At 39.2% G+C, this 23,879-nt stretch carries 27 protein-coding genes; 13 read left to right on the top strand and 14 right to left on the bottom strand.

All coding sequences use genetic code 11. The features are described 5' to 3' along the window. The 3 genes from AC4CUY_RS22295 to dnaJ all read left to right on the top strand — a co-directional run. On the top strand, positions 1-1,675 hold a 1,675-nt coding region (locus AC4CUY_RS22295; RefSeq protein WP_490774731.1), incomplete at its 5' end, for an efflux RND transporter permease subunit. A 136-nt stretch (positions 1,676-1,811) separates the two neighbouring features. After that, positions 1,812-2,189 (top strand): hypothetical protein, encoded by a 378-nt coding sequence (locus tag AC4CUY_RS22290; protein ID WP_004718846.1) that lies wholly within the window; start codon positions 1,812-1,814, stop codon positions 2,187-2,189. Between the two features lie 92 nt (positions 2,190-2,281). After that, positions 2,282-3,394: a molecular chaperone DnaJ gene (gene dnaJ / locus AC4CUY_RS22285; RefSeq protein ID WP_004718844.1), complete on the top strand. Its 1,113-nt coding sequence runs from the start codon at positions 2,282-2,284 to the stop codon at positions 3,392-3,394. 98 nt (positions 3,395-3,492) lie between these two features. Here dnaJ and AC4CUY_RS22280 read toward each other — a convergent pair whose 3' ends face one another. Both AC4CUY_RS22280 and AC4CUY_RS22275 read right to left on the bottom strand, forming a co-directional pair. Further along, complete coding sequence (locus AC4CUY_RS22280; RefSeq protein WP_490774730.1) at positions 3,493-3,690, bottom strand: hypothetical protein; 198 nt, start codon at positions 3,688-3,690, stop codon at positions 3,493-3,495. Between the two features lie 271 nt (positions 3,691-3,961). Next, entirely contained in the window at positions 3,962-4,153 is a 192-nt protein-coding gene (locus AC4CUY_RS22275; RefSeq protein WP_336952560.1) for a hypothetical protein, read from the bottom strand. Positions 4,154-4,442: 289 nt separating this feature from the next. Between AC4CUY_RS22275 and dapB the strand changes: the two genes are divergently transcribed. Continuing rightward, positions 4,443-5,258: a 4-hydroxy-tetrahydrodipicolinate reductase gene (dapB, locus tag AC4CUY_RS22270; RefSeq protein WP_336952559.1), complete on the top strand. Its 816-nt coding sequence runs from the start codon at positions 4,443-4,445 to the stop codon at positions 5,256-5,258. 57 nt (positions 5,259-5,315) lie between these two features. Beyond that, positions 5,316-5,966 carry an START domain-containing protein gene (locus AC4CUY_RS22265; RefSeq protein ID WP_336952558.1) on the top strand — a complete coding sequence of 217 codons (651 nt, stop codon included), beginning with the start codon at positions 5,316-5,318 and terminating at the stop codon, positions 5,964-5,966. A 172-nt stretch (positions 5,967-6,138) separates the two neighbouring features. On the opposite strand, the gene AC4CUY_RS22260 is transcribed toward AC4CUY_RS22265, so the two are convergent. Next, positions 6,139-7,314, bottom strand: a complete 1,176-nt coding sequence (locus AC4CUY_RS22260; RefSeq protein ID WP_336952557.1) for an MFS transporter — start codon at positions 7,312-7,314, stop codon at positions 6,139-6,141. Between the two features lie 276 nt (positions 7,315-7,590). After that, complete coding sequence (dkgB, locus tag AC4CUY_RS22255; RefSeq protein ID WP_490774729.1) at positions 7,591-8,403, bottom strand: 2,5-didehydrogluconate reductase DkgB; 813 nt, start codon at positions 8,401-8,403, stop codon at positions 7,591-7,593. Positions 8,404-8,526: 123 nt separating this feature from the next. Here dkgB and AC4CUY_RS22250 point away from each other — a divergent pair, with 123 nt between their 5' ends. Continuing rightward, complete coding sequence (locus tag AC4CUY_RS22250; protein WP_490774728.1) at positions 8,527-9,417, top strand: LysR family transcriptional regulator; 891 nt, start codon at positions 8,527-8,529, stop codon at positions 9,415-9,417. On the opposite strand, the gene AC4CUY_RS22245 is transcribed toward AC4CUY_RS22250, so the two are convergent. Continuing rightward, on the bottom strand, positions 9,377-9,784 hold the full coding sequence (locus AC4CUY_RS22245; RefSeq protein WP_490774727.1) for a hypothetical protein: 408 nt from the start codon (positions 9,782-9,784) through the stop codon (positions 9,377-9,379). The genes AC4CUY_RS22250 and AC4CUY_RS22245 overlap by 41 nt on opposite strands. 110 nt (positions 9,785-9,894) lie before the next feature. Between AC4CUY_RS22245 and AC4CUY_RS22240 the strand changes: the two genes are divergently transcribed. Then, positions 9,895-11,331: an aminotransferase-like domain-containing protein gene (locus AC4CUY_RS22240; protein WP_419360562.1), complete on the top strand. Its 1,437-nt coding sequence runs from the start codon at positions 9,895-9,897 to the stop codon at positions 11,329-11,331. Positions 11,332-11,414: 83 nt separating this feature from the next. Here the strand turns inward: AC4CUY_RS22240 and ahr are convergent, their stop codons facing one another. The 8 genes from ahr to AC4CUY_RS22200 form a co-directional block, all read right to left on the bottom strand. Next, a complete protein-coding gene (ahr, locus tag AC4CUY_RS22235; RefSeq protein ID WP_336952552.1) occupies positions 11,415-12,437 on the bottom strand; it encodes an NADPH-dependent aldehyde reductase Ahr in 1,023 nt (340 codons plus the stop codon). Positions 12,438-12,468: 31 nt separating this feature from the next. Continuing rightward, entirely contained in the window at positions 12,469-13,023 is a 555-nt protein-coding gene (locus tag AC4CUY_RS22230) for a DNA-3-methyladenine glycosylase I (protein WP_419819779.1), read from the bottom strand. A gap of 42 nt (positions 13,024-13,065) precedes the next feature. Beyond that, positions 13,066-13,311, bottom strand: coding sequence for a hypothetical protein (locus tag AC4CUY_RS22225; protein ID WP_336952550.1), 246 nt, complete (start codon positions 13,309-13,311; stop codon positions 13,066-13,068). Between the two features lie 30 nt (positions 13,312-13,341). Continuing rightward, positions 13,342-13,890 carry a M23 family metallopeptidase gene (locus tag AC4CUY_RS22220; protein ID WP_336952549.1) on the bottom strand — a complete coding sequence of 183 codons (549 nt, stop codon included), beginning with the start codon at positions 13,888-13,890 and terminating at the stop codon, positions 13,342-13,344. A gap of 76 nt (positions 13,891-13,966) precedes the next feature. After that, the gene (mutY, locus tag AC4CUY_RS22215) at positions 13,967-15,001 is read right to left on the bottom strand and encodes an A/G-specific adenine glycosylase (RefSeq protein ID WP_336952548.1); all 1,035 of its coding nucleotides are present in this window, start codon (positions 14,999-15,001) and stop codon (positions 13,967-13,969) included. 135 nt (positions 15,002-15,136) lie between these two features. After that, positions 15,137-15,505, bottom strand: a complete 369-nt coding sequence (locus AC4CUY_RS22210; RefSeq protein ID WP_336952547.1) for an HIT family protein — start codon at positions 15,503-15,505, stop codon at positions 15,137-15,139. 63 nt (positions 15,506-15,568) lie between these two features. Further along, entirely contained in the window at positions 15,569-16,306 is a 738-nt protein-coding gene (locus AC4CUY_RS22205; protein WP_419819778.1) for a dienelactone hydrolase family protein, read from the bottom strand. Between the two features lie 185 nt (positions 16,307-16,491). Next, positions 16,492-16,650: a DUF1328 domain-containing protein gene (locus AC4CUY_RS22200; RefSeq protein WP_004718815.1), complete on the bottom strand. Its 159-nt coding sequence runs from the start codon at positions 16,648-16,650 to the stop codon at positions 16,492-16,494. Between the two features lie 189 nt (positions 16,651-16,839). On the opposite strand from AC4CUY_RS22200, the gene AC4CUY_RS22195 reads away from it, so the two are divergent. The 4 genes from AC4CUY_RS22195 (at position 16,840) to AC4CUY_RS22180 (ending at position 22,132) form a co-directional block, all read left to right on the top strand. After that, positions 16,840-17,292: a YcgN family cysteine cluster protein gene (locus tag AC4CUY_RS22195; RefSeq protein WP_336952545.1), complete on the top strand. Its 453-nt coding sequence runs from the start codon at positions 16,840-16,842 to the stop codon at positions 17,290-17,292. 73 nt (positions 17,293-17,365) lie between these two features. Beyond that, positions 17,366-18,295 carry an alpha/beta hydrolase gene (locus AC4CUY_RS22190; protein ID WP_419819777.1) on the top strand — a complete coding sequence of 310 codons (930 nt, stop codon included), beginning with the start codon at positions 17,366-17,368 and terminating at the stop codon, positions 18,293-18,295. Positions 18,296-18,365: 70 nt separating this feature from the next. Further along, on the top strand, positions 18,366-19,640 hold the full coding sequence (locus tag AC4CUY_RS22185; protein ID WP_336952543.1) for a replication-associated recombination protein A: 1,275 nt from the start codon (positions 18,366-18,368) through the stop codon (positions 19,638-19,640). Between the two features lie 143 nt (positions 19,641-19,783). Further along, positions 19,784-22,132 (top strand): glycerophosphodiester phosphodiesterase family protein, encoded by a 2,349-nt coding sequence (locus AC4CUY_RS22180; RefSeq protein WP_490774726.1) that lies wholly within the window; start codon positions 19,784-19,786, stop codon positions 22,130-22,132. A 17-nt stretch (positions 22,133-22,149) separates the two neighbouring features. Here AC4CUY_RS22180 and AC4CUY_RS22175 read toward each other — a convergent pair whose 3' ends face one another. Beyond that, entirely contained in the window at positions 22,150-23,019 is an 870-nt protein-coding gene (locus AC4CUY_RS22175; RefSeq protein WP_336952541.1) for a LysR substrate-binding domain-containing protein, read from the bottom strand. Positions 23,020-23,116: 97 nt separating this feature from the next. Here AC4CUY_RS22175 and AC4CUY_RS22170 point away from each other — a divergent pair, with 97 nt between their 5' ends. Further along, positions 23,117-23,434 (top strand): carboxymuconolactone decarboxylase family protein, encoded by a 318-nt coding sequence (locus AC4CUY_RS22170; RefSeq protein WP_336952540.1) that lies wholly within the window; start codon positions 23,117-23,119, stop codon positions 23,432-23,434. Further along, on the top strand, positions 23,425-23,832 hold the full coding sequence (locus tag AC4CUY_RS22165) for a tautomerase family protein (RefSeq protein WP_419819774.1): 408 nt from the start codon (positions 23,425-23,427) through the stop codon (positions 23,830-23,832). Before AC4CUY_RS22170 ends, AC4CUY_RS22165 begins: the two co-directional genes overlap by 10 nt. Positions 23,833-23,879: the final 47 nt, after the last annotated feature.

Here is a 23,879-nt window from a genome sequence, read left to right as displayed (position 1 = left end):
AGATAAATTACTTCCAGATTTTAACAAAACACCGCAAAAAGCTCCGTGGTATCAGCGTCTTTTGGCAAGATTACGCAAGCAACCAGAACCTCAGCCTGTGATTCATCATAACGGTGAACATTTTGACCCGTATCAATCTAAATTTTATCAAAGCTTTCGAAAGTTGGTGAACTGGTGTGTGACTTATAGAAAAACCGTCATTTCAATTACGGTTGGGGTATTTGTCCTGTCTGTGGTGATGTTTAAGTTTGTACCACAACAATTTTTCCCGTCTTCAAACCGTGCCGAAATTTTGGTCGATTTAAAACTAGAAGAAGGTGCATCACTGACTGCAACTGAAGATGCAGTGAAGAAAGTTGAGGCATTTTTATCCAAGCAAAAGGGCATTGATAATTATGTTGCGTATGTTGGGACAGGTACACCACGCTTCTATCTGCCTTTAGATCAACAAATGCCGCAAGCCAGTTTTGCACAATTTGTGGTTTTAGCATCTTCACTGGATGATCGTGATGAAATTCGTAAATCCTTAGATACGCAAATCCGCCAATTATTGCCACAGGTGCGTATCCGTGTCTCTTTATTAGAAAATGGTCCTCCAGTCGGCTATCCATTGCAATTTCGTGTATCGGGTGAAGATATTGCAGTTGTTCGTGAGGAAGCACAAAAAGTTGCTCAACTGGTTAGTGAAAATCCAAATACCGCAAATGTTCATTTGGACTGGGGTGAGCAAAGTAAAATTATTTCGTTAGTGATTGATCAAGACCGTGCCCGTCAAATGGGTGTGACCTCAGAAGATTTGGCGAATTTTTTAAACAGTTCAATATCGGGTGCAATTATCAATCAATATCGTGAAAAACGTGAGCTGATTGATGTTCGTATCCGAGGAGATCAAGCCGAACGTGTCAATGTTGAAGCATTATCCAGTCTTGCTGTTCCAACAAGTAAAGGCGCCACCGTACCTTTGGCGCAAATCGCTACACTTCAATATAAATTTGAAGATGGTTTGATTTGGCACCGCAATCGTTTACCGACCATTACCGTACGTGCAGATATTCGAACAAAGTTACAGCCTGCAACCGTAGTCAATGAACTGGCTGAAAAAATGGATCAGCTTCGTACAACATTACCCAGTGGTTATTTGCTAGAAGTTGGTGGCGCGGTAGAGGAGTCCGCAAAAGGGCAAACCTCTGTGAATGCAGGTATGCCATTATTCCTTGCGGTGGTTTTTACTTTGCTGATGCTTCAGTTAAAGAGTATCTCTCGCTCATTCATTGTATTTTTGACAGCGCCCTTAGGTTTAATTGGGGTGGTTTTATTCCTGCTCTTATTCAATAAGCCTTTTGGTTTTGTGGCAATGCTAGGTACTATTGCATTATCTGGAATGATTATGCGTAACTCACTGATTTTGATTGATCAGATCGAACAAGATATTCGAGCTGGGCAGAATCAATGGGATGCGATTTTGGATGCAACAGTTCGTCGATTCCGTCCAATTATTCTCACCGCCTTGGCAGCTGTATTGGCCATGATTCCGCTTTCTCGAAGTATTTTCTTTGGACCAATGGCAGTGGCGATTATGGGCGGCTTAATTATTGCGACACTTTTAACGTTATTTTTCTTACCAGCGCTGTATGCGACTTGGTTTAAGATTAAAAAAACTACAGAAAATACATAAATTGTTGAGAATATTAGGTGCGAAAAATTGAAAACTTCAATATAGTAGCACTTAATCTTTAACAGAAAATAACATAGGAAATTTTATTGCATAATAAGTAAATTGGTATGCAATAAATTTGAGGTCAAAAACACCCATGGGGCAAACAAATCCAGAACAGCATCGTAAATTTATTACGAGCTCTTATTTGTTTATGTTTCTCGCATTGTTTACGGTGATTACAGCCGTGTTGGCGTATTGGTTAGCACGTAAAGTAGCAGTGGCAGATAATGCAGAGGTATGGATACATGCGCAAGCGTTGTGGATTATGCGCAATGCTCTTATTTTTTTGATTTTGGCAGCCTTTGCTGCGCTATGGTTTATTCCGTTAATCTTTTTCTATTGGGACAGTTTCATTTGGGTAAAAGCGTGCACTGTGGCAGGTGTGGTATTTAGCGCCATTGCGTGGTTATATTTACTCAATACATGGCTCAAAGGTTTTACTAAATATTTGCAGAAAAAAGCTGTTTTTTAAAAAAAACCACATTTCACGCTTGTAAAAAATAACATCGCCCCCAATTTACTCTGCATAGAAGTATTATCAAATTTTGTGGAGCATCGCCAATCATGGCTAAACGTGATTATTATGAGGTTTTAGGTGTTGCTAAAACCGCTAGTGATGATGAAATTAAAAAAGCCTACCGTAAGTTGGCGATGAAGTATCATCCAGATCGTAATCCTGACAATTCAGAAGCTGAAGAAAAGTTTAAAGAATGTGCGGAAGCATATGAAATTCTTTCTGACGGTGAAAAACGTAGCATGTACGACCGTATGGGTCATAACGCCTTTGAAGGTGGTATGGGCGGCGGTGGCTTTGGTGGCGGTTTCAGCGCCGAAGACATTTTCAGTCAGTTTGGTGACATCTTTGGTGGCGCTTTTGGCGGTGGTGGCCGTGGTCAGCAACGTGCGCGTCGTGGTTCCGACCTGCGCTATGTTATGGAATTAACGCTTGAAGAAGCGGTGAGAGGCGTTAAGAAAACCATTACCTTTACTGCACCAGCACCTTGTGATGTGTGTGATGGTAAAGGTTCAAAAAATCCAAATGATGTAGAAACCTGTAAGACTTGCCATGGTGCAGGTCAAGTGCGTATGCAACAGGGCTTCTTCTCTGTTCAGCAGACATGTAGTACATGTCGTGGACAAGGTAAAATTATTAAAAATCCATGCAGCAAATGCCATGGTTCAGGTGTATCAGATCGTCAGCAGACACTTGAAGTTACTATTCCTGCAGGTGTTGATAATGGTGATCGCGTTCGCTTAACCGGTAAAGGTGAAGCAATCCGTGATGGTCAATCTGGTGATTTATACGTTGAAGTCGTAGTGCGTGAGCACGATATTTTCCAACGTGATGGTGCAGACTTATATATGGATGTGCCAGTCAGTATCGCAGATGCTGCTTTAGGTAAAGAACTTGAAATTCCAACGTTGGATGGTCGTGTAAGTTTGAAGGTACCTGAAGGTACACAAACAGGTAAAATGTTCCGACTACGTGGTAAAGGGGTAAAACCTGTACGTAGCAGTATGCAAGGTGACTTACTTTGCCGTATTGTGGTAGAAACACCTGTACACTTGACCAGCCGCCAACGTGAGCTATTGAAAGAACTTCAAGCCACGATGGAAAGTGATGATAATAAATCGTCACCGAAGAAAAAATCTTTCTTCGATCGTTTATTTGACTAATTGAGTTTAGACCTTTTCATTTAGCAAGCTAAACATTGAATAGGTAAAAACGGAGCAACAGATCTTGTTGCTCCGTTTTTTTATTTTGATGCTTGATCCTATGGTGATAAATCAAATTCGTTGTCATCCGGGGCAGCATCTATTGAATTATCATCTTGGGGGAGGATTACCGCGGGATTTGTTGCTGATATCGATGATTCTGATGATGGAGCGGTAGGTGGGGGGGTGTCTTCGGCCCAAAGGAGTGAAACAGTTGTAGTCATCATCAATCCTAAAATGATTTTTTTGAGTTGCATGATATTTCCTCTGATATTTGCTTTTTATGATTGCATCCAAGCGTCTTTAGTTTAATAGATCTGAAAATTTAAATTTTGCTTTTTAGTTATTTTTAGCTGTAATTTAATACACATTTCAAGAATTTTTTAGATGATTTACAAACAAAATAAGTGTTGATGTTTAGCTGTAGCGTCTGATTTTTATGATGATGATTACAATTGAATTGAGCTATTTAAAAAGACAGGTCGAAGATATTGGACATACCCTCAACCACTGAAAAATAGGTGCTTATTACTCGATGATTGGTGCATCAATATCTTCAACACGGACTTCTGTTTGAGGTTCAGATGCTGTGTTGCTATTGGGTTGAGCAAGCGTTTTTTCTTCAGTTGTTGCTGATGTTGTTGCAGGCGCTGATTCAGCCCAAACATTTGTCATGATCATGCCGAGTACCAGAGCGAAAGCCATTTTATTCGAATGCATATTGATCTCCTTATAAGCCATATTATTTTCATTCGTGGCATGTAGTCTGCTGTGGGATTCTTGCATTTTGATGAAATAGATTTGAAAAGTTTTAAATTTTTCAAAGTTTTATCGATATGTTTTATAAAATTAATCTATTTATTCGTTCAGGCTATTTTGGATCAATGAGCGCACAAGATCCCAAAGCAAGCAAAAAGATTGCAGTATTTTTTTATATTGAAACGTCGTCTTAGAACCGAGTTTTGTTATAGTAGAGCCAAATTTTCAAATTCAGATTTAGGAATAACGTATGTCAGCAGCTCCACGCATTGGTATTGTAGGTGCAGGTGGCCGTATGGGCCGTACATTGATTCAAGCTGTACAACAAGCTGGTTTTCAACTTGCTGCTGCAGTAGAGCGTCCAGAAAGCACATTAATTGGCGCAGATGCAGGAGAGCTTGCAGGAATTGGTGCTGTGGGGATTAAAGTGGTTGGCAACTTAGAAGAGATCCTCAACGATGTGGATGTGGTAATTGATTTTACTGCACCTGTTGCAACTGAACATAATTTAAAATTATGCAGTGCTGCTGGTGTTGCGATGGTGATTGGCACAACTGGTTTTTCGGATCAACAAAAAGAGCTGTTAAATCAATCTGCGACTCAGACACCGATTGTCTATGCTGCAAATTACTCAGTGGGTGTGAATGTTTCGATTAAATTACTTGAGCTGGCAGCTAAAGTATTTGGCGATACTGTGGATATTGAAATTATTGAAGCACATCATCGTCATAAAGTAGATGCACCATCAGGTACTGCACTGATGATGGGTGAAGCTGTTGCTGACACACTGGGGCGCGATTTAAAGAAAGTTGCTGTCTATGGTCGTGAGGGGCATACAGGTCCACGTGAACGTGAAACCATTGGTTTTGAAACGATTCGTGGTGGTGATATTGTAGGCGAACATACAGTGATGTTTATTGGCGAAGGTGAGCGTGTGGAAGTGACACACAAAGCCACGAATCGTATGAATTTTGCTGCAGGTGCTGTACGTGCAGCTGCTTGGGTTGTCGGCAAAGATGCAAAAAAATACGATATGAAAGACGTTTTAGGCTTAAATGATATTTAAGCTTAAAATCTGATGCGATAGAATTAAAACAATTAGTCAAATTTTGAACATTCAAAAATGAAAAAAACAGTGATGTTATTTGCTTGTGTAATCAGTGCTTTTGGCCTGACTACACAAGCTGCTTTACCAAGCAATGCTAAATTAAGTTTGAATAAGAATAACGTTCAGGTATGGACATACAAGGATGCCAGTAATTCTGTGTTGTCTTATAAAGCTGAAACAATATTAGACGTGCCGATTGATCGTGCTGTTGCTTTGGTATTGGACGTCAAAAACTCACCGAAATGGGTCCCCAATGTTGCCAAAGCTGAAGTGTTATCTCGCGATGATAAAAAAGGCGAATTCAGCATTTATATGGTTTTAGATTTCCCCTTTCCGTTAAAAGATCGAGATATGGTGGTTAAAGGAACCATGTCTAAAGATGCAAATGGCAGTATTTTTATTAAAAACTCTGCGATTCAGCAAGGCAAAGCAGTGAATCCTGACTATGTGCGTTTAAAAGATTATTCAGGTGATTGGACCTTTCAAAAACTGGGTGCCAATAAAGTCAAAGTCATTACCTCTGGACACGCCAATCCAGAAGGCTCTATTCCTGCAAGCTTAACCAATATTTTGGTTGAACAGCAGCCTTATCAGATGTTGCAGAAAATGAAAACAGAATTGGCAAAGAATAAACCCTTTACAGCTTTGCCTGATATTTTAAAATAGGCGTTATTAGATCAATAATCCAGAAGCAGACCTTACTGACGAAACAACGCTATATTTGAAAAAATAATGCTTGGCAGATCTTTCCGCTCATTTAAATATTGAAAGTAACCTTTCTCAATGTGTTGATATAGAAAGAAAGGTTACTTGTAGTCTTTGTGACGATTGTTAATCACTACGCTGAATGACTATACTGCCGTACAGATGCTTTATTCATTTTCATTTGAATAAAAACTAGCACTAACCCTAAAGCTGTGAGTACCGCACCTGCAATAGACACTGCAGCATAACTCATCCCCATACTCAATACTGCTCCACCAGCTGTTGCACCTAAAGCATTACCTAAATTAAATGCACCAATATTCACAGAGGATGCCAATCCAGGTGCTTCATGAGCAACAGACATGACACGCATTTGTAAAGGTGGGACCACTGCAAAGGCTGCAGCTCCCCAGACAATCAGTGCCAATGCTGCACCAATTTGAGTTTGAGCCAGGATTGGAAACAGCAACATGCTCACCATTAGTAACAGTAAGAAACTGGTCAATGTTTTGGTCAGTGACAAGTCTGCAAATTTTCCACCTAAGTGATTACCAATTGAAAAGCCAATCCCAATCAGTACCAGCATCAAGGTAATAAACATCGGACTTGCATGGGTGATGTTTTGTAGGCTAGGCGCAATATAGGTATATAGGGTAAACATTGCACCTGCACTCATCACCGTGGTGAGCAATGCAAGAACTACAGGCAACCGAGTCAGCACTTTTAATTCCGCTTTGACATCTGGACGTTGGCTTGCTTTATCTTCAGGCAAGGCTTTCCATAGCGACAACATGGTAATCACGCCGAGTAAAGCGATTGCTGCAAATGACATACGCCAGCCAATATTCTGCCCAACCCATGTGGCTAAAGGCACACCACCAATGTTGGCAATGGTGAGGCCCATAAACATGGTGGCAACTGCACTGGCTTGTTTGTCTTTAGGTACGACGCTTGTTGCAACAATAGAACCAATCCCGAAAAACACCCCATGATTGAGGCTGGTCAGAATTCGAGCGGCCATTAAGCCCCAATAATTGGGAGCAATTGCAGCGAGAATATTGCCAATGGTAAAAATAATCATGGCTAAAATAAGCGCTTTACGTCGTGGAAACCGTCCAAACCATAAGGTCATAAACGGTGCACCAATCATGACACCGAGTGCATAAGCGGTAATCAGCATACCTGCGGTTGGGATTGAAATATTCAAATTTTCTGCAATTTGGGGAAGAAAGCCCATAGGGGAAAATTCTGTTGTTCCTATTGCAAAAGCGCCAATGGCCAAGGCGAGTAAGGGAAAATTTAATTTCATGAGAAATCTCAAATATACAACATATTGAAAATGATGGCGTGTAACAGCGTTCAAGCAATCAAGTTAATGACGATCTTTACTTTTCAGCCGCTATTTTGATGAAGTGACAAAATAAAGCTTCGCAAGAAACAATCTTGCGAAGCAAGCTAAGCCATGAGCAAAAGGGGTAAAGTGTATTTCGAAGCCTAGCAAGCAAAACCTAGCAATCAAACTTTGCTAATCAAAGCCTGAGCCAAGATTTGTTCCGCTTTAAATCACTTTTACTCCATTGGCGAATTAAACATCCCACTGAGGTGCTAAGTTTTCAGGATCAACCTCACGGCCATTACGTTCCAATTGCGCGATTAATTGCATTTCTTCAGCAGATAATTGAATCTCTTGCGCTTTTAAGTTGGCAATTAAGTTTTCACGTTTAGTTGACGACGGAATGACAGCAAACCCTTTCTGCAACGCCCATGCCAATGCAATTTGAGCGCTAGAAGCCTGATGTTGTTTGGCAATTTCAGTTAACGTTGGGTCATTTAAAACTTTGCCATACGCCAAAGTCATATAAGAGGTCACATCAATATTTTGTGATTGTAAAAAGCTCACCAAATTATCATTTTGTAAATAAGGGCTAAGTTCAATTTGGTTGGTGGCAATATTTTCAAGTCCTACAGCAGTAATGGCTTGTTGCGATAAGTCGATATTGAAGTTTGAAATTCCAATATGTTCAGTTAAGCCCAGCTTTTTCGCTTCTAACAGGTTGTGCATCATTTCTGTAACAGAAATTCCTAGACTTGGTGCAGGCCAGTGAATTAAGGTTAAGTTGACAGCATCAGTACCCAGCTTCTGTAAGCTCTCTTTAAGGCTTGGAATAAGTTTGTCGGCTTGATAATGATCTGTCCATATCTTTGTTGTGATAAACAAATCATCACGATGGATATGGCTTTCTGCAATGGCCTGACCGACTTCTGCTTCGTTGCCATAGATTTGAGCAGTATCTACAGCACGATAACCAACGTCTAATGCTGTTTTCACCGAATCAATCACAGTTTGCCCTGTTAAACGGAAAGTACCTACACCAAATTGAGGAACGATGTTTGTCATACTGGATTTCACTTTATTTTCTGAGATTGAGTGTATTTTGCTACTTTAATTGTTGCGGAAAAATACAGGAATATGCAAAATGTTGTTGACTAAAAATCAACAATAAACAGAGCGCTAGCAGCAATGAAATCTACACTCGAAGAATTACAGGCTTTTATTAATATTGTCGATAGTGGTTCGATTGTTGCAGCAGCAACGCATCTTGAACAAACCACTTCAGGTGTAAGTCGAGCCTTGCAACGACTTGAATCTAAACTGAATGTCACTTTATTAGAGCGGACAACACGTAAACTTAAATTGACCCAAGAGGGGCAATTATTTTTAGCAAAAGCCCGAAAAATTGTGCATGATCTCAATGAAGCAGAAGATGCTTTATTAAAATCTGACAGTGATACATCTGGGCTGATTCGTGTGGATTCTGCGACACCTTTTGTATTGCACGTGATTGCACCATTGATGCAAGAGTTTTCTCGATTGTATCCTGAGATTGAAATAGAGTTAAACAGTAACGATCAGATCATCGATTTATTAGAACATAAAACAGATGTTGCGATACGTTTTGGGGATCTTAATGATTCGAGTTTACATGCGCGTTTGTTGTGTAAAAGCCGGTTATATATCGTTGCCAGTCCTGAATATTTAGCAACACATGGTTATCCAGAGACACCGCAAGATATTTTAAATCATAGGCAAATTGGCTTTAGCAAAGTCAGTCGTTTAAATACTTGGCCGATTCGAGTCAATGGAGAAAGGCTTACTGTCAAACCAAAAATCAAAGCATCTAGTGGTGAAACTGTCCGCCAATTGTGTTTACGCGGGCATGGAATTGCGAGATTGTCTGAGTTTGAGATTTTAAAAGATATAAAGCAAGGACGCTTGATCGCTCTATTTGAAGATCAAATAGAGCTTTACGAGCAACACATCCATGCAGTGTATTATCAACAGGAACATTTACCAAAGCGTGTTCGTTTATTTATTGAGTTTTTAACGCAAAAGCTGTCAAAGTTTCGATAGTCTTTTGTGGCGGTAAATCCAGACTCAGTAAAGTTTGGCTACGGGGTTGGTGTGGATTAACCAATTGGATTTCAAAATGATCATTTGCTGTCTGAAGGCATTTAAACGCCAAGTCTTTTTGCACAGGAATATTAATTTTCATCCGCTGATCACTGCTGGCATGGTAGCGGTAGTTTCGGATAGGTGCGGTCTGATGTAAAGTTGGTTCTAAATGATCAAGTTTGTATTCACCTAAATTTTGTGTTTTTAAAAAGCCTTCAATCAAAGATTTACATACAAAATGTTGTTTCTGAGCAGCTTGATTTACGTGTTGAGGTTGGCAAGCAGTTAATCCAAAGACAATACTGATTAAAGCGATCGTTCTCATTTTTTTCTCCTTTCAAATCAATTTGTTTGTAAAAATTGGCTGTGAAACAAGCATAAATCTGTTAACTTTATAGATACAGATACAACAAATATTAAAATTTGAGTACAGATATGGCTTTTCAATATCAAACATTAGCACAGCAAATTGCACAGAAAATTTATTGCGGTGAGTTGGTTGTTGGGCAACGACTTAGTTCTTTACGAAAATTTGCTGCGTTGCAAAATATTAGTCTCAATACAGCAAAAAGTTGTTATGAATTGCTTGAAGCACAAGGTTTGATTTATGTCAAAGAAAAGTCTGGCTATTTTGTTCAATCACAGCAAAAAATTCCGCAGATAGCTGTACCTGACCATCCTGATTTTAAGTCGAGAGCGCGTGAGGTTTCAAATCTAGACTTACAAATTCAAATTCATGAAGCAGCAATCAATAATAAACTGATCCATTTAGGTTCGATTCAGTTATCGCCTAATCTAGTTCCTGTAGAGGCATTACGCCGTTCAATACAACGTGCTTTAAAGCACAGTAAACCTGAAGACTTTTTATATAATGACCGCCAAGGGCACCTTCAGCTAAGAGAGGCTTTGTCAGCACATTGGGCTGAAGATGGTTTTTATATTGCCAAAGAAGATATTTATATCAGCAATGGTTGTATGCCAGCATTGTCTGTGATGATTCAAAGCCTTAGCCAAATCGGTGACAGTGTGATTGTGCCCACACCAAACTATAATGGTCAGTTGCAATTGTTGGCGTTGCTCAAACGAAAAATTATTGAAATCCCTGCCAATACCGAAGGTTTTGATCTAGATCGTTTAGAACAAGAGATGCAAAACTCAGCTGCAAAAGTCTGTTTATTAACCGCCAATTTTCAAAATCCTTTAGGCTTCTGTTTGACTAATGCCGAGAAAGAAAAAATTGCACAGCTGGCAGCGAAGTATCAGTGTTACGTGATTGAAGATGATATTTATGCTGAATGTAGCTTTAATGCCAAACGCCCGTTACCGATTAAATATTGGGATCAACAGGGCTATGTGGTTTATTGCGGATCGGTTTCCAAGTCGTTGTCGACCTCTTATCGGGTAGGTTGGTTCTGTTTACCACAACGTTTACAGCACTTACATGCCAAGTTGATTTTACAAAATGTTTCGGTCAATACACCATTGCAATTGGGACTTGCTGATTTGATTTATAGCAGAGCCTATCGTCAGCATTTGAGTGAGTTACGCCCTAAGTTGATGACTCAAGTTGCGCAATATCTACAGTTTATTCAACATGCTTTTTATGGGGTAGAGATTCGTCTAAATCAACCGCAGGGAAGTTATGCCTTGTGGTTACAGTTCCCAGAGCAGATTGATAGTTTGGCGTTGTATTATTATGCCCAGCAATACAGTATCAATATTGTGCCAGGGATTATTTTTGGTGAGGATCACCGTTATAACAATTGTATTCGCTTAAATGCAGGGCATGAACTGTCGGAAGAGATTCAGGATGCAATTATGTTATTGGCAGATTGGGTAAGGGGTGAATTGTTAGCCAAGAGTGTGGCTTAACTGATCTTTGAGCAAACGCATACCACGACAGCCTTATTCCATTCACGGTTCTTGATAAACCGTGATGGATGGTCAGACTTAAATTAGAAATCCGCTTTTAATACGATACGATAACGGGCTTTTCCAGAATGAAGTCGCTCCAAAGCCTCATTAATTTTTGACATTGGATAAACTTCAATTTGCGGTGCAATGTTTTTGCGTGCTGCAAATTGTAATAATTGACGCAATGCAAAAGGGGAGCCCGTTGGTGAACCAGTCACTGATTTTGCACCGCCAATCAGTGCACCCGCAGGAATCGGCATAGGTTCGAGGACTAAACCTAGCATATGAATTGTGCCATTTGGTGCCAGTGTATTTAGATATGCTTTCCAGTCCAAACTCACATTTACCGTACAGAGCAATAAATCAAATTTGCCACGTTGCGCTTTTAACGCATCGGCATCGCGACTATTGACCACATGGTCTGCTCCCATTGCTTTAAGTTCATCTGTTTTATCCAAACTCGATGTGAAAGCGGTGATCTCACAACCCCAAGCTTTGAGTATTTTAATGGCCATATGACCTAAGCCACCAATCCCAATCACACCGACATGGTGAACTGCTTGAATTTGATGTTTTAAAATTGGGTCAAAAACAGTGATACCACCACATAATAAAGGACCAGCACTTTCAGGGTTTAAATCTTCAGGAAAAGGAATAATCCACTGCCAACCTGCACGGACCTTATCTGCAAACCCGCCTGCATGACCAACGATGGTTGCAACTGAACCTCCTGTGCAAAGCACTTGTTGACCACTAACACACGGATCACAGTGCTGACAACTTTCCGCAGTCCAGCCGATACCAACACGTTGACCGACTTTTAATCCTTTCGCTTCTGAACCCAGTTGAATGATGGTACCGATAATTTCATGACCGCCAACCACTGGAAAAACTGAATTTCCCCATTCATTGTTAATCACTGAAACATCGGAATGGCATAAACCGCAATATTCAACTTTGACTTCGACCTGATGAGGCTGTAATTCACCTGCATCAAATTGATAGGGCACAAGTGCTGCACCTGCCTCTAAGGCAGCATAAGCATGAAACGTATTATTTGACATGTGAATCCTTCCTGTTTGCTCAGTTAAACTTTTAGCGGGATATACAATCATTTTCATGGTCATTGACCATGCCCACTGCTTGCATAAAGGCATAGCAAGTGGTTGGACCAACAAATTTAAAACCTTTCTTTTTTAACGCTTTGGAAAGCTTTTGACTGGTTTCGGTTTGTGCAGGCGCTAATTTATAATCAGGGACATCATTGAGCTGTACTTGCTGGTCTACGAAATCCCATAACCAGTTCACCATATCAATGTCGTGAGCTTTCATGTTTTGCCATGCAATGGCATTGTCACGAATCGCTGTTAATTTCCCGATATGGCGAATCAACCCAGTATCCTGACATTTTAGTGCAAGCTCTTGTTCAGTAAAATTGGCAATGGTTTGAATCGGGTGGTTAAAAAATTGGGCGCGATAGCTTTCACGTTTTTTTAAAACAGTAATCCAAGATAAACCTGCTTGTTGCCCCTCTAGGCAAAGCATTTCAAATAAATGCTGTTCATCTCGATTGGATTTACCCCACTCTTGATCATGATATTCAATATAAATAGGATCATCTGAACACCAACCACAGCGTTTATTTGTCATAAAAGATCTACCATTGTTCTGATTGATTTAAGTTTTAATTGTCTAAAGTTTAAATTCGACCCATTGATCTTGTTTGTTGTCCCAATAGGAAAGTTGCGCATGTTCTAAATCTTTAAAATTTACCCAAATATCTTTACCCGCTTTGTCTGCAAAGCCAGTACTGATCATTAATGCTTCATCGGTGATTTCCATAATCCAGCCTTGATGATTTTGTCCATTGAGGGCAATTTTTTGTTGATTGCCTGATTCTGCAAATTCAACTAAACGCTCAAGCAATGCTTCTGACATGGAATATTCCTAAATTGATTCAATCTAAAATTAACGTAAATAAGGGTAGGGGTTGACTGCACCTTGTCCTTTACCTCTTAAGTATAGTCCATAGTGCAAATGCGGTGCAGTATGTCGTGCATTTCCCGTATTTCCCACATAGCCAATTAGCTGGCCTTTTTTAATATAATCACCTTCTTGTAATCCACGTTTGTGATCATTTAGATGTGCATAATAGTGATAAACACCGCCTGGCCCGATGAGCCAAATCACTTTGCCACCTAGATTATTGCTCTTTAAACTGGTAATTACACCTTCAGTGCTACTGTAAACTTTGGTTCCACGTGAAGCCATGATGTCAATTCCTTCATGTGCTCGCCCAGCACTGCGAGATGCACCCCAAGTATCTGTGAGGTTTTGTGGTTTTACTCCATCTACAGGAATTGCCAATCGGGTTGGCATTGACATTGCTTTTAGGCGGTTAATTTGAGCTTGTGGAAGCTGTGGCTTAGATGAGCTTGGTTTTTTAGGTGCAGTGGTACATGCAGTTAAAATAATGGCAAGCAAAGCCATCAAGCAATATTGGATGCTACGTGACACGAGAAATCCTTTTTTTCAAGTTTCAAAAGGGCAAATTAAAATTGAAATATGCTTAGAATACCCGTGTCTGACTATGTCATATTTTTACTGCTGAGATCAATTTTTTCATGGCTGTCGGGATACCCATTTGTGTAGCTTTTTGTGGTGTTAACCATTCGCCCCCAAGTTCAGCCTGGAGGTATTCTTTTTGGTCTGATTCAACTCGAACAATATGTGCATTCAAAATCCAAGTGAAATGGGTAAAGCTATGCGAGATTTGGACAGATTCAACAGTTGAAATAAGCTTTAGACTTTGACAAAGCTGTTGAAACGCGAGCTCGTTTTCAAAAATCGGTAAACTCCATAAGCCTCCCCATAAACCACTGTTAGGACGCTGTTCCCATAACCATTGTTGATCTGACTCAATTAATAACACTGTGGCAGTTCTAGCTGGAACAGGCTTTTTAGCTTTCTTATAAGGCAGTTCGGTTTCTAGCCCCTGTTGATGGGCTTGGCAATGTTGTTGCATGGGACAGTATAAGCAGAGTGGCTTTTTTGGTGTGCAAATGGTTGCGCCCAAATCCATAATTGCTTGGGTATAGTCATGGTTGCGTTCAGTTGGGCATATGCTTTCCGCCAGTTGCCACATGGCTCGTTCATGGATGGGTTTACTCAGGTCATCTTCAATGGCAAAAAAACGGGCCAAAACACGTTTTACATTGCCATCCATAATGACGCCGTATTGGCGTAAGCCAAGTGACATCAATGCGCCACCAGTAGAGCGACCGATACCTGGAAGTTCCACCCATTGTTCTAAGCTTGGTGGGAAATGCCCCTGCTGGCTGACCACGCCTGCTGCTTTATGCAAATTTCTTGCACGGGCGTAGTAGCCTAATCCTGCCCAATAGGGGGCTACATCGTCCCAAGAGGCTTTACCCAAGTCATCGACGGTTGGAAAACGTTGGATAAATTTATCAAAATATTGCAGTACAGTTTTGACTTGAGTTTGTTGCAACATAATTTCAGATACCCAAACTTTGTAGGGATCATCAGCCACTTGCCAAGGTAAATCATGGCGCCCGTGTTGATCAAACCAAGTCAATAGCGCATCTGAAAATGAAAATTGCGACATAACAATCTAGCGTAAAAATTAGATAGTCAGTATAACCAAGATAAATTTATTGCGGAAAATTATCTTAAACCTGAGCATTCAATTTGCATAAAAAAAGACGCCAGAGCGTCTTTCAAATGAGTTTGTATCCACAACTTAACTTTCGTTCACGATACCCCAGCGCTTATCGAGTTTAAGCGGTTCATTTTTATAACGTGGGATAATATGAATATGGAAGTGTCCACTTTGATCTTCACCAAATACATGCCCATCATTAAAGGCAATATGAAAACCTTCAGGTTGATGGCGAATCTTAAGCTCGTTACGAGCGAGTTCCAATAAAGAGGAAAGGCTTTTTCGTTCTTTCTCTGAAACTTCAAAAAAAGAATCAATATGGCGCAAAGGAATAATAACTGAATGACCTTTTGACAAAGGCTGGTGTTCAGGCAAAATTGCACCAAATTCATTTTTATCAATGATATCAAATTCGTCAAAGTCACAATAAGGACATACTTTTTCAGTCATTTCGAATTCCTCGTTTTGTTGTCTCAATCAATGTAGAACGTATTTTAATTAAGCCAGAGTAGGTTAAACCAAGGTACGGTCTAATAAATCATACATTGCTGCTAATCCGTCTTTCTCTGCTTTTGCGTTATAACCTAGATCTACACCATTTGCTTTTGCTTTTTCATCTGCTTGAGGATTACTAAAGCCATGTTTAGCATCTTTAAGGATGATCACTTCAGATTTTACCTGAGCATGATTCATTTCTTGTTTAAACGATTCTACATCCGCCAAAGACACCATACTGTCTTTTTCACCATGCAGGACAAGAACTTGCGCTTTAAATTTTCCTGATTCCGCTGCATTTCGTGCGGATAAATTTGCATGGAAAGTAATGGCAGCTTTTAATTCTGCACCTGAGCGTGCCAAATCTAATATCACTTTACCACCATAACAGAATCCAATTGCCGCCAGTCGGTTTGCATCTACTTCTGGCTGTTCTGCCAAAGCAGCGAGAGCCGAAGCCGCACGCTCAACAATGGTATTTTCATTTTGGAAAGTTTGCATCATCCACTCTTGAGCTTGAGTCGCAACAGTCGTAGTTTTTTTATCACCATACATATCAATTGCCAGCGCAGCAAAACCATGTTGTGCCAACTCTCGAGCACGTTGTTCAGAATACTCGTTTCGGCCCCACCATTCAGGACCAACAATCACGCCTGCAACTTGTTGTGCGGATTCAGGCGCAGCAAAATAACCGATTAAAGTTGTTCCATCTTTTGCTTGGTATTGAATTTCACGAGTTTTGATTGCAAGAGCCATCGGTTAATCCTTGTCTATTGGCGAGAATGAGATTGATTAAAGCATAAATATATAAGATTCAAATGACTAAATTTGGAATATTTACAATTGAAATGTGAAAATTTATGAATAGAAAAGATAGTTTTCAAATGAAAAAGAGAAGAACCGGGGTTCTTCTCTTTTTATTGAAAATTGATCAGGAAAAGTTAAACTTTTCCTCTCGAAATAAATCCAACAATCGCGAGGATTACAGCGACAACGAGAAGAATGACTGCGAAGTCTTTAGACATTCCCGCAACACCACCAAAACCGAATAAACTTGCGATTAAGGCGATCACAGCGAAAATAATTGCCCAACGGAACATAATATTCATCTCCATATTTTTGTTATGTATTTTCAGTATATGCAGAAAAACCTGACTTACTTGTGAAGTTGTGTTTAGAAAGTGTGATTAATAAAGAAATATGTAAAGGTTTGTTCTGTTTTAATTTTTCTAATTTCTGCTTTTATACTGGTATAATTATTCCGCCTTATATGACTTTAATGTTATGCCATGACCTTTGAGATACGTCCCCAGTTTTGGAAGAATTATACGCTGTCTGAGTTAAATCCGACTGAGTGGGAAGCATTGTGTGATGGTTGTGGGCTGTGCTGTTTGGTGAAATTAGAAGATGATGACACACATGAAATTGCCTATACTAAAGTGTCTTGTAAACTCCTCGATTGTACGACCGCTCAGTGTTCTGACTATCCCAACCGTTTAAATTATGTACCCGACTGTATTCAATTAAGCCCTGAAAAATTAGCCAATATTCATTGGTTGCCTTCAAGTTGTGCTTATCGCCGTGTGCATGAAGGTAAAAATTTACCGGCATGGCACTATCTGATCACAGGCTCAAGAAGCAATGTGATTAAAGCGAGAAAATCTGCTGCAGGGCGTTGTATCTCCGAAACCGAAGTCAATGAAGAAGAAATTGATGAGTACATTGTAAGATGGGTGCGTTAATTCATTTATGAATTGATAATCATTATCAAATAGTAATATGATAACTAAGCCCTCCAGTTTGATGTGTTTTAAAATGTTTGCTTTATCTTCGCTGTTGAAAAAAAGTACCTTTTGTCTATGTGCTATCAGCCTGAGTTTTGGTATTCACTCCAATGTTTATGCAAAGCCAGCTTTGCAAGCTTTAGGGCCAAATATTGCGGAGCAAGGCTCCAGTTATTATCAATTCCAAGTAAAAAATTTTAAATCCGCAGATCAACAACGTTATTATAAAGTTTGGGTCGGTATTCCTAAACACATCAATAAAAATAAGATTTTACCTGCTGTTTTTATGTTAGATGGCAACTCTGCTATGGCGCGTTTAGATGAGTCACTGTTGAAAAAATTCTCAGAACAAGACAGCCCAGTGTTGGTGGCAATCGGCTATCAAACCCAATTACCGTTTGAGTCTGCTTCAAGATCTGTAGACTACACACCTGCGGATGAATCTGGAAAAGTAACTGTTGATCCACGCAATCCTGAACGTATGGCAGGGGGAAGTGCGCAATTTAGACAGGTATTGTTTGAAAAAATTATGCCGTGGGTCAATACGCAAGTAAAACTGGATGAGCAACGTACCGCTTTGTGGGGACATTCTTATGGTGGTTTGTTTGTTTTAGATACCCTTTTAAATAGTCAAAGCACAGATAATAAGTTTTCACACTATTTTTCAGCCAGTCCATCTCTCACATGGGCAGATTCGCGACTGCTTAAAGCTGTTGGAAAAGCCAAGCCTGAACAACTAAAAAATAAAAAATTGTGGGTAATGGAAGGTGACATAATTCAGTCTACAACTAGACCAATCAGCCCAAATGCAGATCGGGAGATGATTCAAAATAACCGTCAATTGGTTTTAGATTTGGCCAGCAAAGGTGTAGATGCAAAATTGATGCTTTATCCACATCTCAGTCATGGCCAAGTATTTCAGGCATCATTAATGGATGTTTTACAGAATCGATTATTTTAAAGCTAAAAGTGTAATATTGATGATTTTCCATAGTAGACTAAGGGCAGCATTCATCAATTAAAAAAGCAGTATGTCAGACACTCAAATTCCGCTTCCAGAACGTTTACGTCCACGTGATTTGTCTGAAATTATTGGGCAAGATCATTTACTCGGTGTCGCAGCACCACTCCGTCAAATGATTGATCAAGGGCATTTACCCTCAATTATTTTTTGGGGGCCTCCTGGTGTTGGAAAAACGACAATCGCTTTGTTATTGGCGCAAGCGGTTGATCGCCCATTTATCAGCTTATCTGCTTTAAATACGGGGGTAAAGGAGCTACGTGAGGTGATTGCTGAAAGTGGTGATTTATTAACACCAGTAGTATTTATTGATGAAATTCATCGTTTTAATAAGTCTCAACAAGATGCTTTATTAAATGCTGTCGAAAAAGGCAAAATTACCCTGATTGGTGCAACAACCGAAAACCCTTCATTTGAAGTCAACAGTGCTTTGTTGTCACGTTGTCAGGTTTATACCTTAAATGGCTTAAGTAATGAGGCGATTCAAGAACTCATTTTACGCGCAATTCAACAAGATAAATTTTTACAAGACCGGCATATCCAGATTGAAGAATTTGATGCGTTGGTTCAATTTGCTGCGGGTGATGCACGTAAGGCACTAAATTTAATCGATTTAATTGCTAGCACCTTTGAGTCCGATATAGAAAATATTGTGACCAATGCGATCGTGGTCAAAGTTGCGCAACAGAACATTGCACGCTATGACAAATCAGGTGAGCAGCATTATGATCTGGTGTCTGCATTTATTAAATCTATTCGGGGTAGTGACCCTGATGCAACGTTGTATTGGATGGCACGTATGCTTAAAGGCGGTGAGGATCCGGTTTTTATCGCTCGTCGTATGTTGATTGCTGCTTCAGAAGATATTGGTAACTCAAATCCAAATGCATTGCTTTTAGCGGGAGAATGTTTCCGCTCGGTTCAAGCGATAGGCATGCCTGAGTGTCGAATTATTTTAGGCCAATGCGCAGTTTATCTGGCAACCAGTGCAAAGAGTAACAGCACTTATTTGGCGATCAATAAAGCCTTAGAACTTGCAGAAAAAACTTCCAACCTACCTGTGCCACTCCATTTACGTAATGCACCGACCAAGCTTATGAAACAACAAGGCTATGGTGTGGAATATCTTTATCCTCATAACTATCCTGAAAATTTTGTGCTACAGGAATATTTACCACCTGAATTGAAAGGCACAAAATTATATGAGTCTGCTCGTAATAAGCGTGAAGTTGAAGGTGAGCGTTTACAGCAACGTCGTTGGCAACAAGAACAGCAGCAACAGTAGTTGTGAAGTTTATTTGCTTAGGCATCTTTTAAATAGATGTTCTGTGTCATATAAAGGTTTAAAATATCGGCAAAATTTAAATTAGGCTAATGCCTTTGAAATGTAGCTTGCTAAAAATACATTTTAAAGGCTCTAGAAATTTTATGAAATTATCCGTTTTATCTTTTGCTGTTTTAATTTCTTTGCCGATGTTGAGCCATGCTGAGCCTGCAAGTAAAATTTCGACCCAAAATCAGCCTAAACTTGCTTCGCAGCAGCTTAAAACACTTTATCAACAAAGTTTTGTTCAGCAAAAAACAATCCCTCAAGGCTGGCGTATTCCTGGCAACAATGCCGGCAACGTCTATGTTGAAAATGGGATGCTTCATATTGATGGTCGAGCAAATTCAGTCAGTCCGACCTCAATTTTATTACCGCAAAATCTTGAGAAACAACAAAACTATCGCATTGATCTCGAATTTACTTTAGACCAAGCTGTCAATAACTCGCGTTGGGGCAGTGTGATTTATGATGTCACAGAAACACAGGGGGTGATTCCAAGCAGTTATTATCAATTTACCCTCAGAACAGACACCACTGCAAAAAATGGTACGGAGTTTGGTCGGCATAAAAGTAACGGGCAATGGGAAGTCTCTGAAACGAAAGCATTCTCGGAGAACATCAAAGCAAATCAATGGTATAAAGCCAGCATTGTGGTGTCTGGACAACGGGTACAACACTATTTAAACCACCAGTTGATGCAAGATGTAGAACTTGACCAAGGATCTGCCAAAGGTGGCATCGGCCTTTCAGCAACAGGCCTAGTCTTAAAAGTTAAAAATATTCAAGTCTCTGAACAAACCAGTGCGTTGCCAGACTTAGCCAATAAAGTCACTCAAGTGCAAGAAATTCAAACTAATGTTGGTTTGGCACCGACGCTGATTCAAAAAGTTAAAACTACCAGCAGTCCATTAAATTCAACCAATCAGTTATATTATCAATTAGATGCCAATTTAAACTTGCTTGATCAGACAGGGCAGGTGGTTGAAACATTACAACAATATTTATCCAATCCACAGCGCAATACCATTCCTGTTTTAGAAATCAAAGATCCCAAAAGCATTGAAGCCTTAAAATTACTCTCTAAATCTCACGATATGAGCGATATTACTGTATTGTCCAAAAGTGATGATTTACTCAAGTCTGCGCATCAAATTGTACCTACGCTTCGAACAGCATTAGATTTAAGTCGCGAAAATTTAAAGGAGAGTCATGTTGGTCTTTCTGAAATTATGCGTCGTACTAATCAGGCCTATGCACGCATCGTGGTTCTTCCGCATAGCCTTGCCAACAAACCCAGTGTCAGCTTTATTCAACGTCATTTAATGACAGTGTGGGTTGATACACCAGCACATGATCCGCAGGATGTTGCCAGTATTTTGACTTCAGGTGTGAATGGGATTATTACAACGCAAAGTACGCTATTTGCCAGTGTCTTAAAACAATTTCCAAAAAACACTTTATTGCGTAAACCCTTTATTATTGGGCATCGTGGTGTACCAAGTTTAGAAGATGAAAATACCTTAGAAAGTGCAAAACATGCAGTTGCTTTGGGTGCAGATATTGTTGAAAACGATATTTATTTAACAAAAGACCAGCATCTTGTGGTGATGCATGATGCAACAGTGGATCGCACTACGCGTTCAACAGGTAAAATTGAAGAAATGAGCCTTGCGCAGGTTCAGCAATTAAAATCTAAAAACAAAGCTTATCCAATACCGACCCTTGCAGAATATTTCACTACATTTAAGCACAATCCAAACTTTGTATTGATGATCGAAATGAAAAGTGCCAATCCAGCATTGGTTGCAAAAATGCAGGATGAAATTAAAAAGTACCAAGTTGAAAATCAAGTCGTCACGACCTCATTTAATGCAGATCAAGTTGCACGTGCACAGTCACAATTGTCTGAGATACCGCGAGGGTTATTGGTTGGAAGCATGCCCAATAGTCGCAATACTTTAATTGCCGCCAAACAAATCAATGCCGATGTTCAGAAATATAATTCAACATATAACCCTGCTTATCGTGCTGATTTGATCAATCTTTTAGAAACGACCAAGCACCGTGGAATCAGTTTTTGGCCTTGGGCATTGACTGATGAAACATTTAAAAAATTATATATTGCAGGGACCTACGGGATAACCACCAATTCTGCGCAACTTTATGCGAAATATATCGTTGATATTCAAGCACCCGAGAATGTCAAAGTAAAAACTGAACAGCCAGTATTACTCAATGCGCAATTGGTTCAGCAAGATGGAGCGAAACTCAATCAGCAACTCAGCAATTTTGTCATTTTATCAGGTTCTGCAAAACATGAGATTAAAAATGGTCAGTTGAGTTTCTCTGAAAAGGGCACTGCATATGTTTTGGCTGGTTATAAATATCAGATCGATGCACAAAACTTCTATCAAATCTTTTCAGCACCTATAAAAGTGGTGGTGAAATGATGGTTTATGAATCTCGGTTAATTTAAACAATTATTTATACATTGTATAAAACAGTGATCAATTTGCTTCAACATTTTGTCTGAATGATATAAACCAAAATTAAAATCGGGTAACTGAGGAAGTGAATGATTTCTAACTTTCTCTAACTCTTGTGGAATAGAAAAATCAGAACGAATCGAAATTCCAATCCCAGCACGCACAGCTGCCCAGAGAGCATTGAGGGAATTACATTCATAAGCAATATGCCAAGGTAATTGATGCTTATTGAGTGTATCAATTGCAATTTGACGTAGGATACAAGGTTGGTTTAATACAATTAATGGTATAGATTGCTGGTTTTGAAGCAATTGACCCAACTGAAAATCTGGATACTTTACCCAAAATGTTGCAATTGATTGCAGTGTTTGAAATTGATTTGATAAATGATCTTGTTGCCATATCAAGGCAAAATCAATACTATTTTTTTCAATTTTTTGAATTAAATTCGCATTACGATCTACTTGAGTATGTAATTTAACATTTGGAAATTGTTGAATAAATTGAGCAATTACAGACTGTAACAAACCATCCCCAAAATCTTCCTGTAAACCAAAATAAATTTCTCCATCACTTTGATTTTGCTGTAATTGAATAAGTATTTTATCATTGCATTCTAATATTTTTTTAGCAGATTCAAACAGCATTTCTCCTTGTTTTGTTAAGACTAAATGACGTCCTTTCTTTTGTACTAAAACAGATTGAGTTTGTTCTTCTAATTTTCTTAAATGCGCACTTACCGCGGCTGGAGAGCGATAAAGCTGACTTGCTGCAAGATTAAAATTACCAAGTTCAATGCCTATAACAAAAGAACGTAAAGCATCTAAATCAAGATTAACTGGATTTTTCATAATTCATAAATCCTGAAGTATTGATTAAAAATATTTTGATTTTTTAAATTATAAAATACCTACATAGTAAAGCAAGGACATAGTAGAGGTTCACACAATGTTTAGACCCATTGATATTTCTAATTTGGCTCAAATTTCACCCAAACTTTATGAATTGAGTAAAGACGTACTCTTTGAAGATATCTGGAAAAGAGAAGCATTAGATACTAAAACCCGTTGTGTACTGACCATTAGTGCTTTGATGACTTTAGGACGGTATAGCCAATTAAATTGGCATATTCAAAATGCTTTAAAGCTGGGAATCAGCAAAGAAGAAATTTTGGAAATGGTTACACATTTGGCTTTTTATATTGGTTTACCCAATGCTATTTCAGCATTGGAACATATGCCTGAGGAGATTTGGACATGCCCATGATTCGTATTGTAACAGCACATACTTATAGTGCAGAGCAGAAATCACAGATTTCTGATTTAACTCAATTCTGTATGGAAAATTACTTTAATACGCCTAAAAATGATCGCTTCCATTTTTTTCAACAATTAAAGTCAGAAGATATAATTATTGATGCAAATTATGGGGTGGAAAAGCAAAGGACTTCTCAATTTATTTTATTTAATATCACAGCGGGTAAACTAAGAAGCCCAGAGCAAAAAGCTGAGTTTATACATGAATTAACCAATCAGCTCAACGCAAAATTTCAGATTCCAAAGCAAGATATTATGATTGTTATTCAGTATAACCAATTAGAAGATTGGAGTTTTGGAGAAGGTGTCCGAGGTGATATTTTAATGAAAAAACTTGTGGGCCAATGATTCTTCGAATTATAGGAATAAAAAACCGAGTCATTTAACTCGGTTGG

The organism is Acinetobacter sp. 778_lipA (assembly GCF_058242985.1).
This window is presented reverse-complemented; position numbering and strand designations above follow the sequence as displayed.

Excerpts from the sequence above, each read along its gene's own strand:
- AC4CUY_RS22290 (WP_004718846.1), top strand. The coding sequence starts at position 1,812 with ATGGGGCAAACAAATCCAGAACAGCATCGTAAATTTATTACGAGCTCT.
- dnaJ (WP_004718844.1), top strand. The coding sequence starts at position 2,282 with ATGGCTAAACGTGATTATTATGAGGTTTTAGGTGTTGCTAAAACCGCT.
- AC4CUY_RS22280 (WP_490774730.1), bottom strand. The coding sequence starts at position 3,690 with ATGCAACTCAAAAAAATCATTTTAGGATTGATGATGACTACAACTGTT.
- AC4CUY_RS22275 (WP_336952560.1), bottom strand. The coding sequence starts at position 4,153 with ATGCATTCGAATAAAATGGCTTTCGCTCTGGTACTCGGCATGATCATG.
- dapB (WP_336952559.1), top strand. The coding sequence starts at position 4,443 with ATGTCAGCAGCTCCACGCATTGGTATTGTAGGTGCAGGTGGCCGTATG.
- AC4CUY_RS22265 (WP_336952558.1), top strand. The coding sequence starts at position 5,316 with ATGAAAAAAACAGTGATGTTATTTGCTTGTGTAATCAGTGCTTTTGGC.
- AC4CUY_RS22260 (WP_336952557.1), bottom strand. The coding sequence starts at position 7,314 with ATGAAATTAAATTTTCCCTTACTCGCCTTGGCCATTGGCGCTTTTGCA.
- dkgB (WP_490774729.1), bottom strand. The coding sequence starts at position 8,403 with ATGACAAACATCGTTCCTCAATTTGGTGTAGGTACTTTCCGTTTAACA.
- AC4CUY_RS22250 (WP_490774728.1), top strand. The coding sequence starts at position 8,527 with ATGAAATCTACACTCGAAGAATTACAGGCTTTTATTAATATTGTCGAT.
- AC4CUY_RS22245 (WP_490774727.1), bottom strand. The coding sequence starts at position 9,784 with ATGAGAACGATCGCTTTAATCAGTATTGTCTTTGGATTAACTGCTTGC.
- AC4CUY_RS22240 (WP_419360562.1), top strand. The coding sequence starts at position 9,895 with ATGGCTTTTCAATATCAAACATTAGCACAGCAAATTGCACAGAAAATT.
- ahr (WP_336952552.1), bottom strand. The coding sequence starts at position 12,437 with ATGTCAAATAATACGTTTCATGCTTATGCTGCCTTAGAGGCAGGTGCA.
- AC4CUY_RS22230 (WP_419819779.1), bottom strand. The coding sequence starts at position 13,023 with ATGACAAATAAACGCTGTGGTTGGTGTTCAGATGATCCTATTTATATT.
- AC4CUY_RS22225 (WP_336952550.1), bottom strand. The coding sequence starts at position 13,311 with ATGTCAGAAGCATTGCTTGAGCGTTTAGTTGAATTTGCAGAATCAGGC.
- mutY (WP_336952548.1), bottom strand. The coding sequence starts at position 15,001 with ATGTCGCAATTTTCATTTTCAGATGCGCTATTGACTTGGTTTGATCAA.
- AC4CUY_RS22210 (WP_336952547.1), bottom strand. The coding sequence starts at position 15,505 with ATGACTGAAAAAGTATGTCCTTATTGTGACTTTGACGAATTTGATATC.
- AC4CUY_RS22205 (WP_419819778.1), bottom strand. The coding sequence starts at position 16,306 with ATGGCTCTTGCAATCAAAACTCGTGAAATTCAATACCAAGCAAAAGAT.
- AC4CUY_RS22200 (WP_004718815.1), bottom strand. The coding sequence starts at position 16,650 with ATGTTCCGTTGGGCAATTATTTTCGCTGTGATCGCCTTAATCGCAAGT.
- AC4CUY_RS22195 (WP_336952545.1), top strand. The coding sequence starts at position 16,840 with ATGACCTTTGAGATACGTCCCCAGTTTTGGAAGAATTATACGCTGTCT.
- AC4CUY_RS22190 (WP_419819777.1), top strand. The coding sequence starts at position 17,366 with ATGTTTGCTTTATCTTCGCTGTTGAAAAAAAGTACCTTTTGTCTATGT.
- AC4CUY_RS22185 (WP_336952543.1), top strand. The coding sequence starts at position 18,366 with ATGTCAGACACTCAAATTCCGCTTCCAGAACGTTTACGTCCACGTGAT.
- AC4CUY_RS22180 (WP_490774726.1), top strand. The coding sequence starts at position 19,784 with ATGAAATTATCCGTTTTATCTTTTGCTGTTTTAATTTCTTTGCCGATG.
- AC4CUY_RS22175 (WP_336952541.1), bottom strand. The coding sequence starts at position 23,019 with ATGAAAAATCCAGTTAATCTTGATTTAGATGCTTTACGTTCTTTTGTT.
- AC4CUY_RS22170 (WP_336952540.1), top strand. The coding sequence starts at position 23,117 with ATGTTTAGACCCATTGATATTTCTAATTTGGCTCAAATTTCACCCAAA.
- AC4CUY_RS22165 (WP_419819774.1), top strand. The coding sequence starts at position 23,425 with ATGCCCATGATTCGTATTGTAACAGCACATACTTATAGTGCAGAGCAG.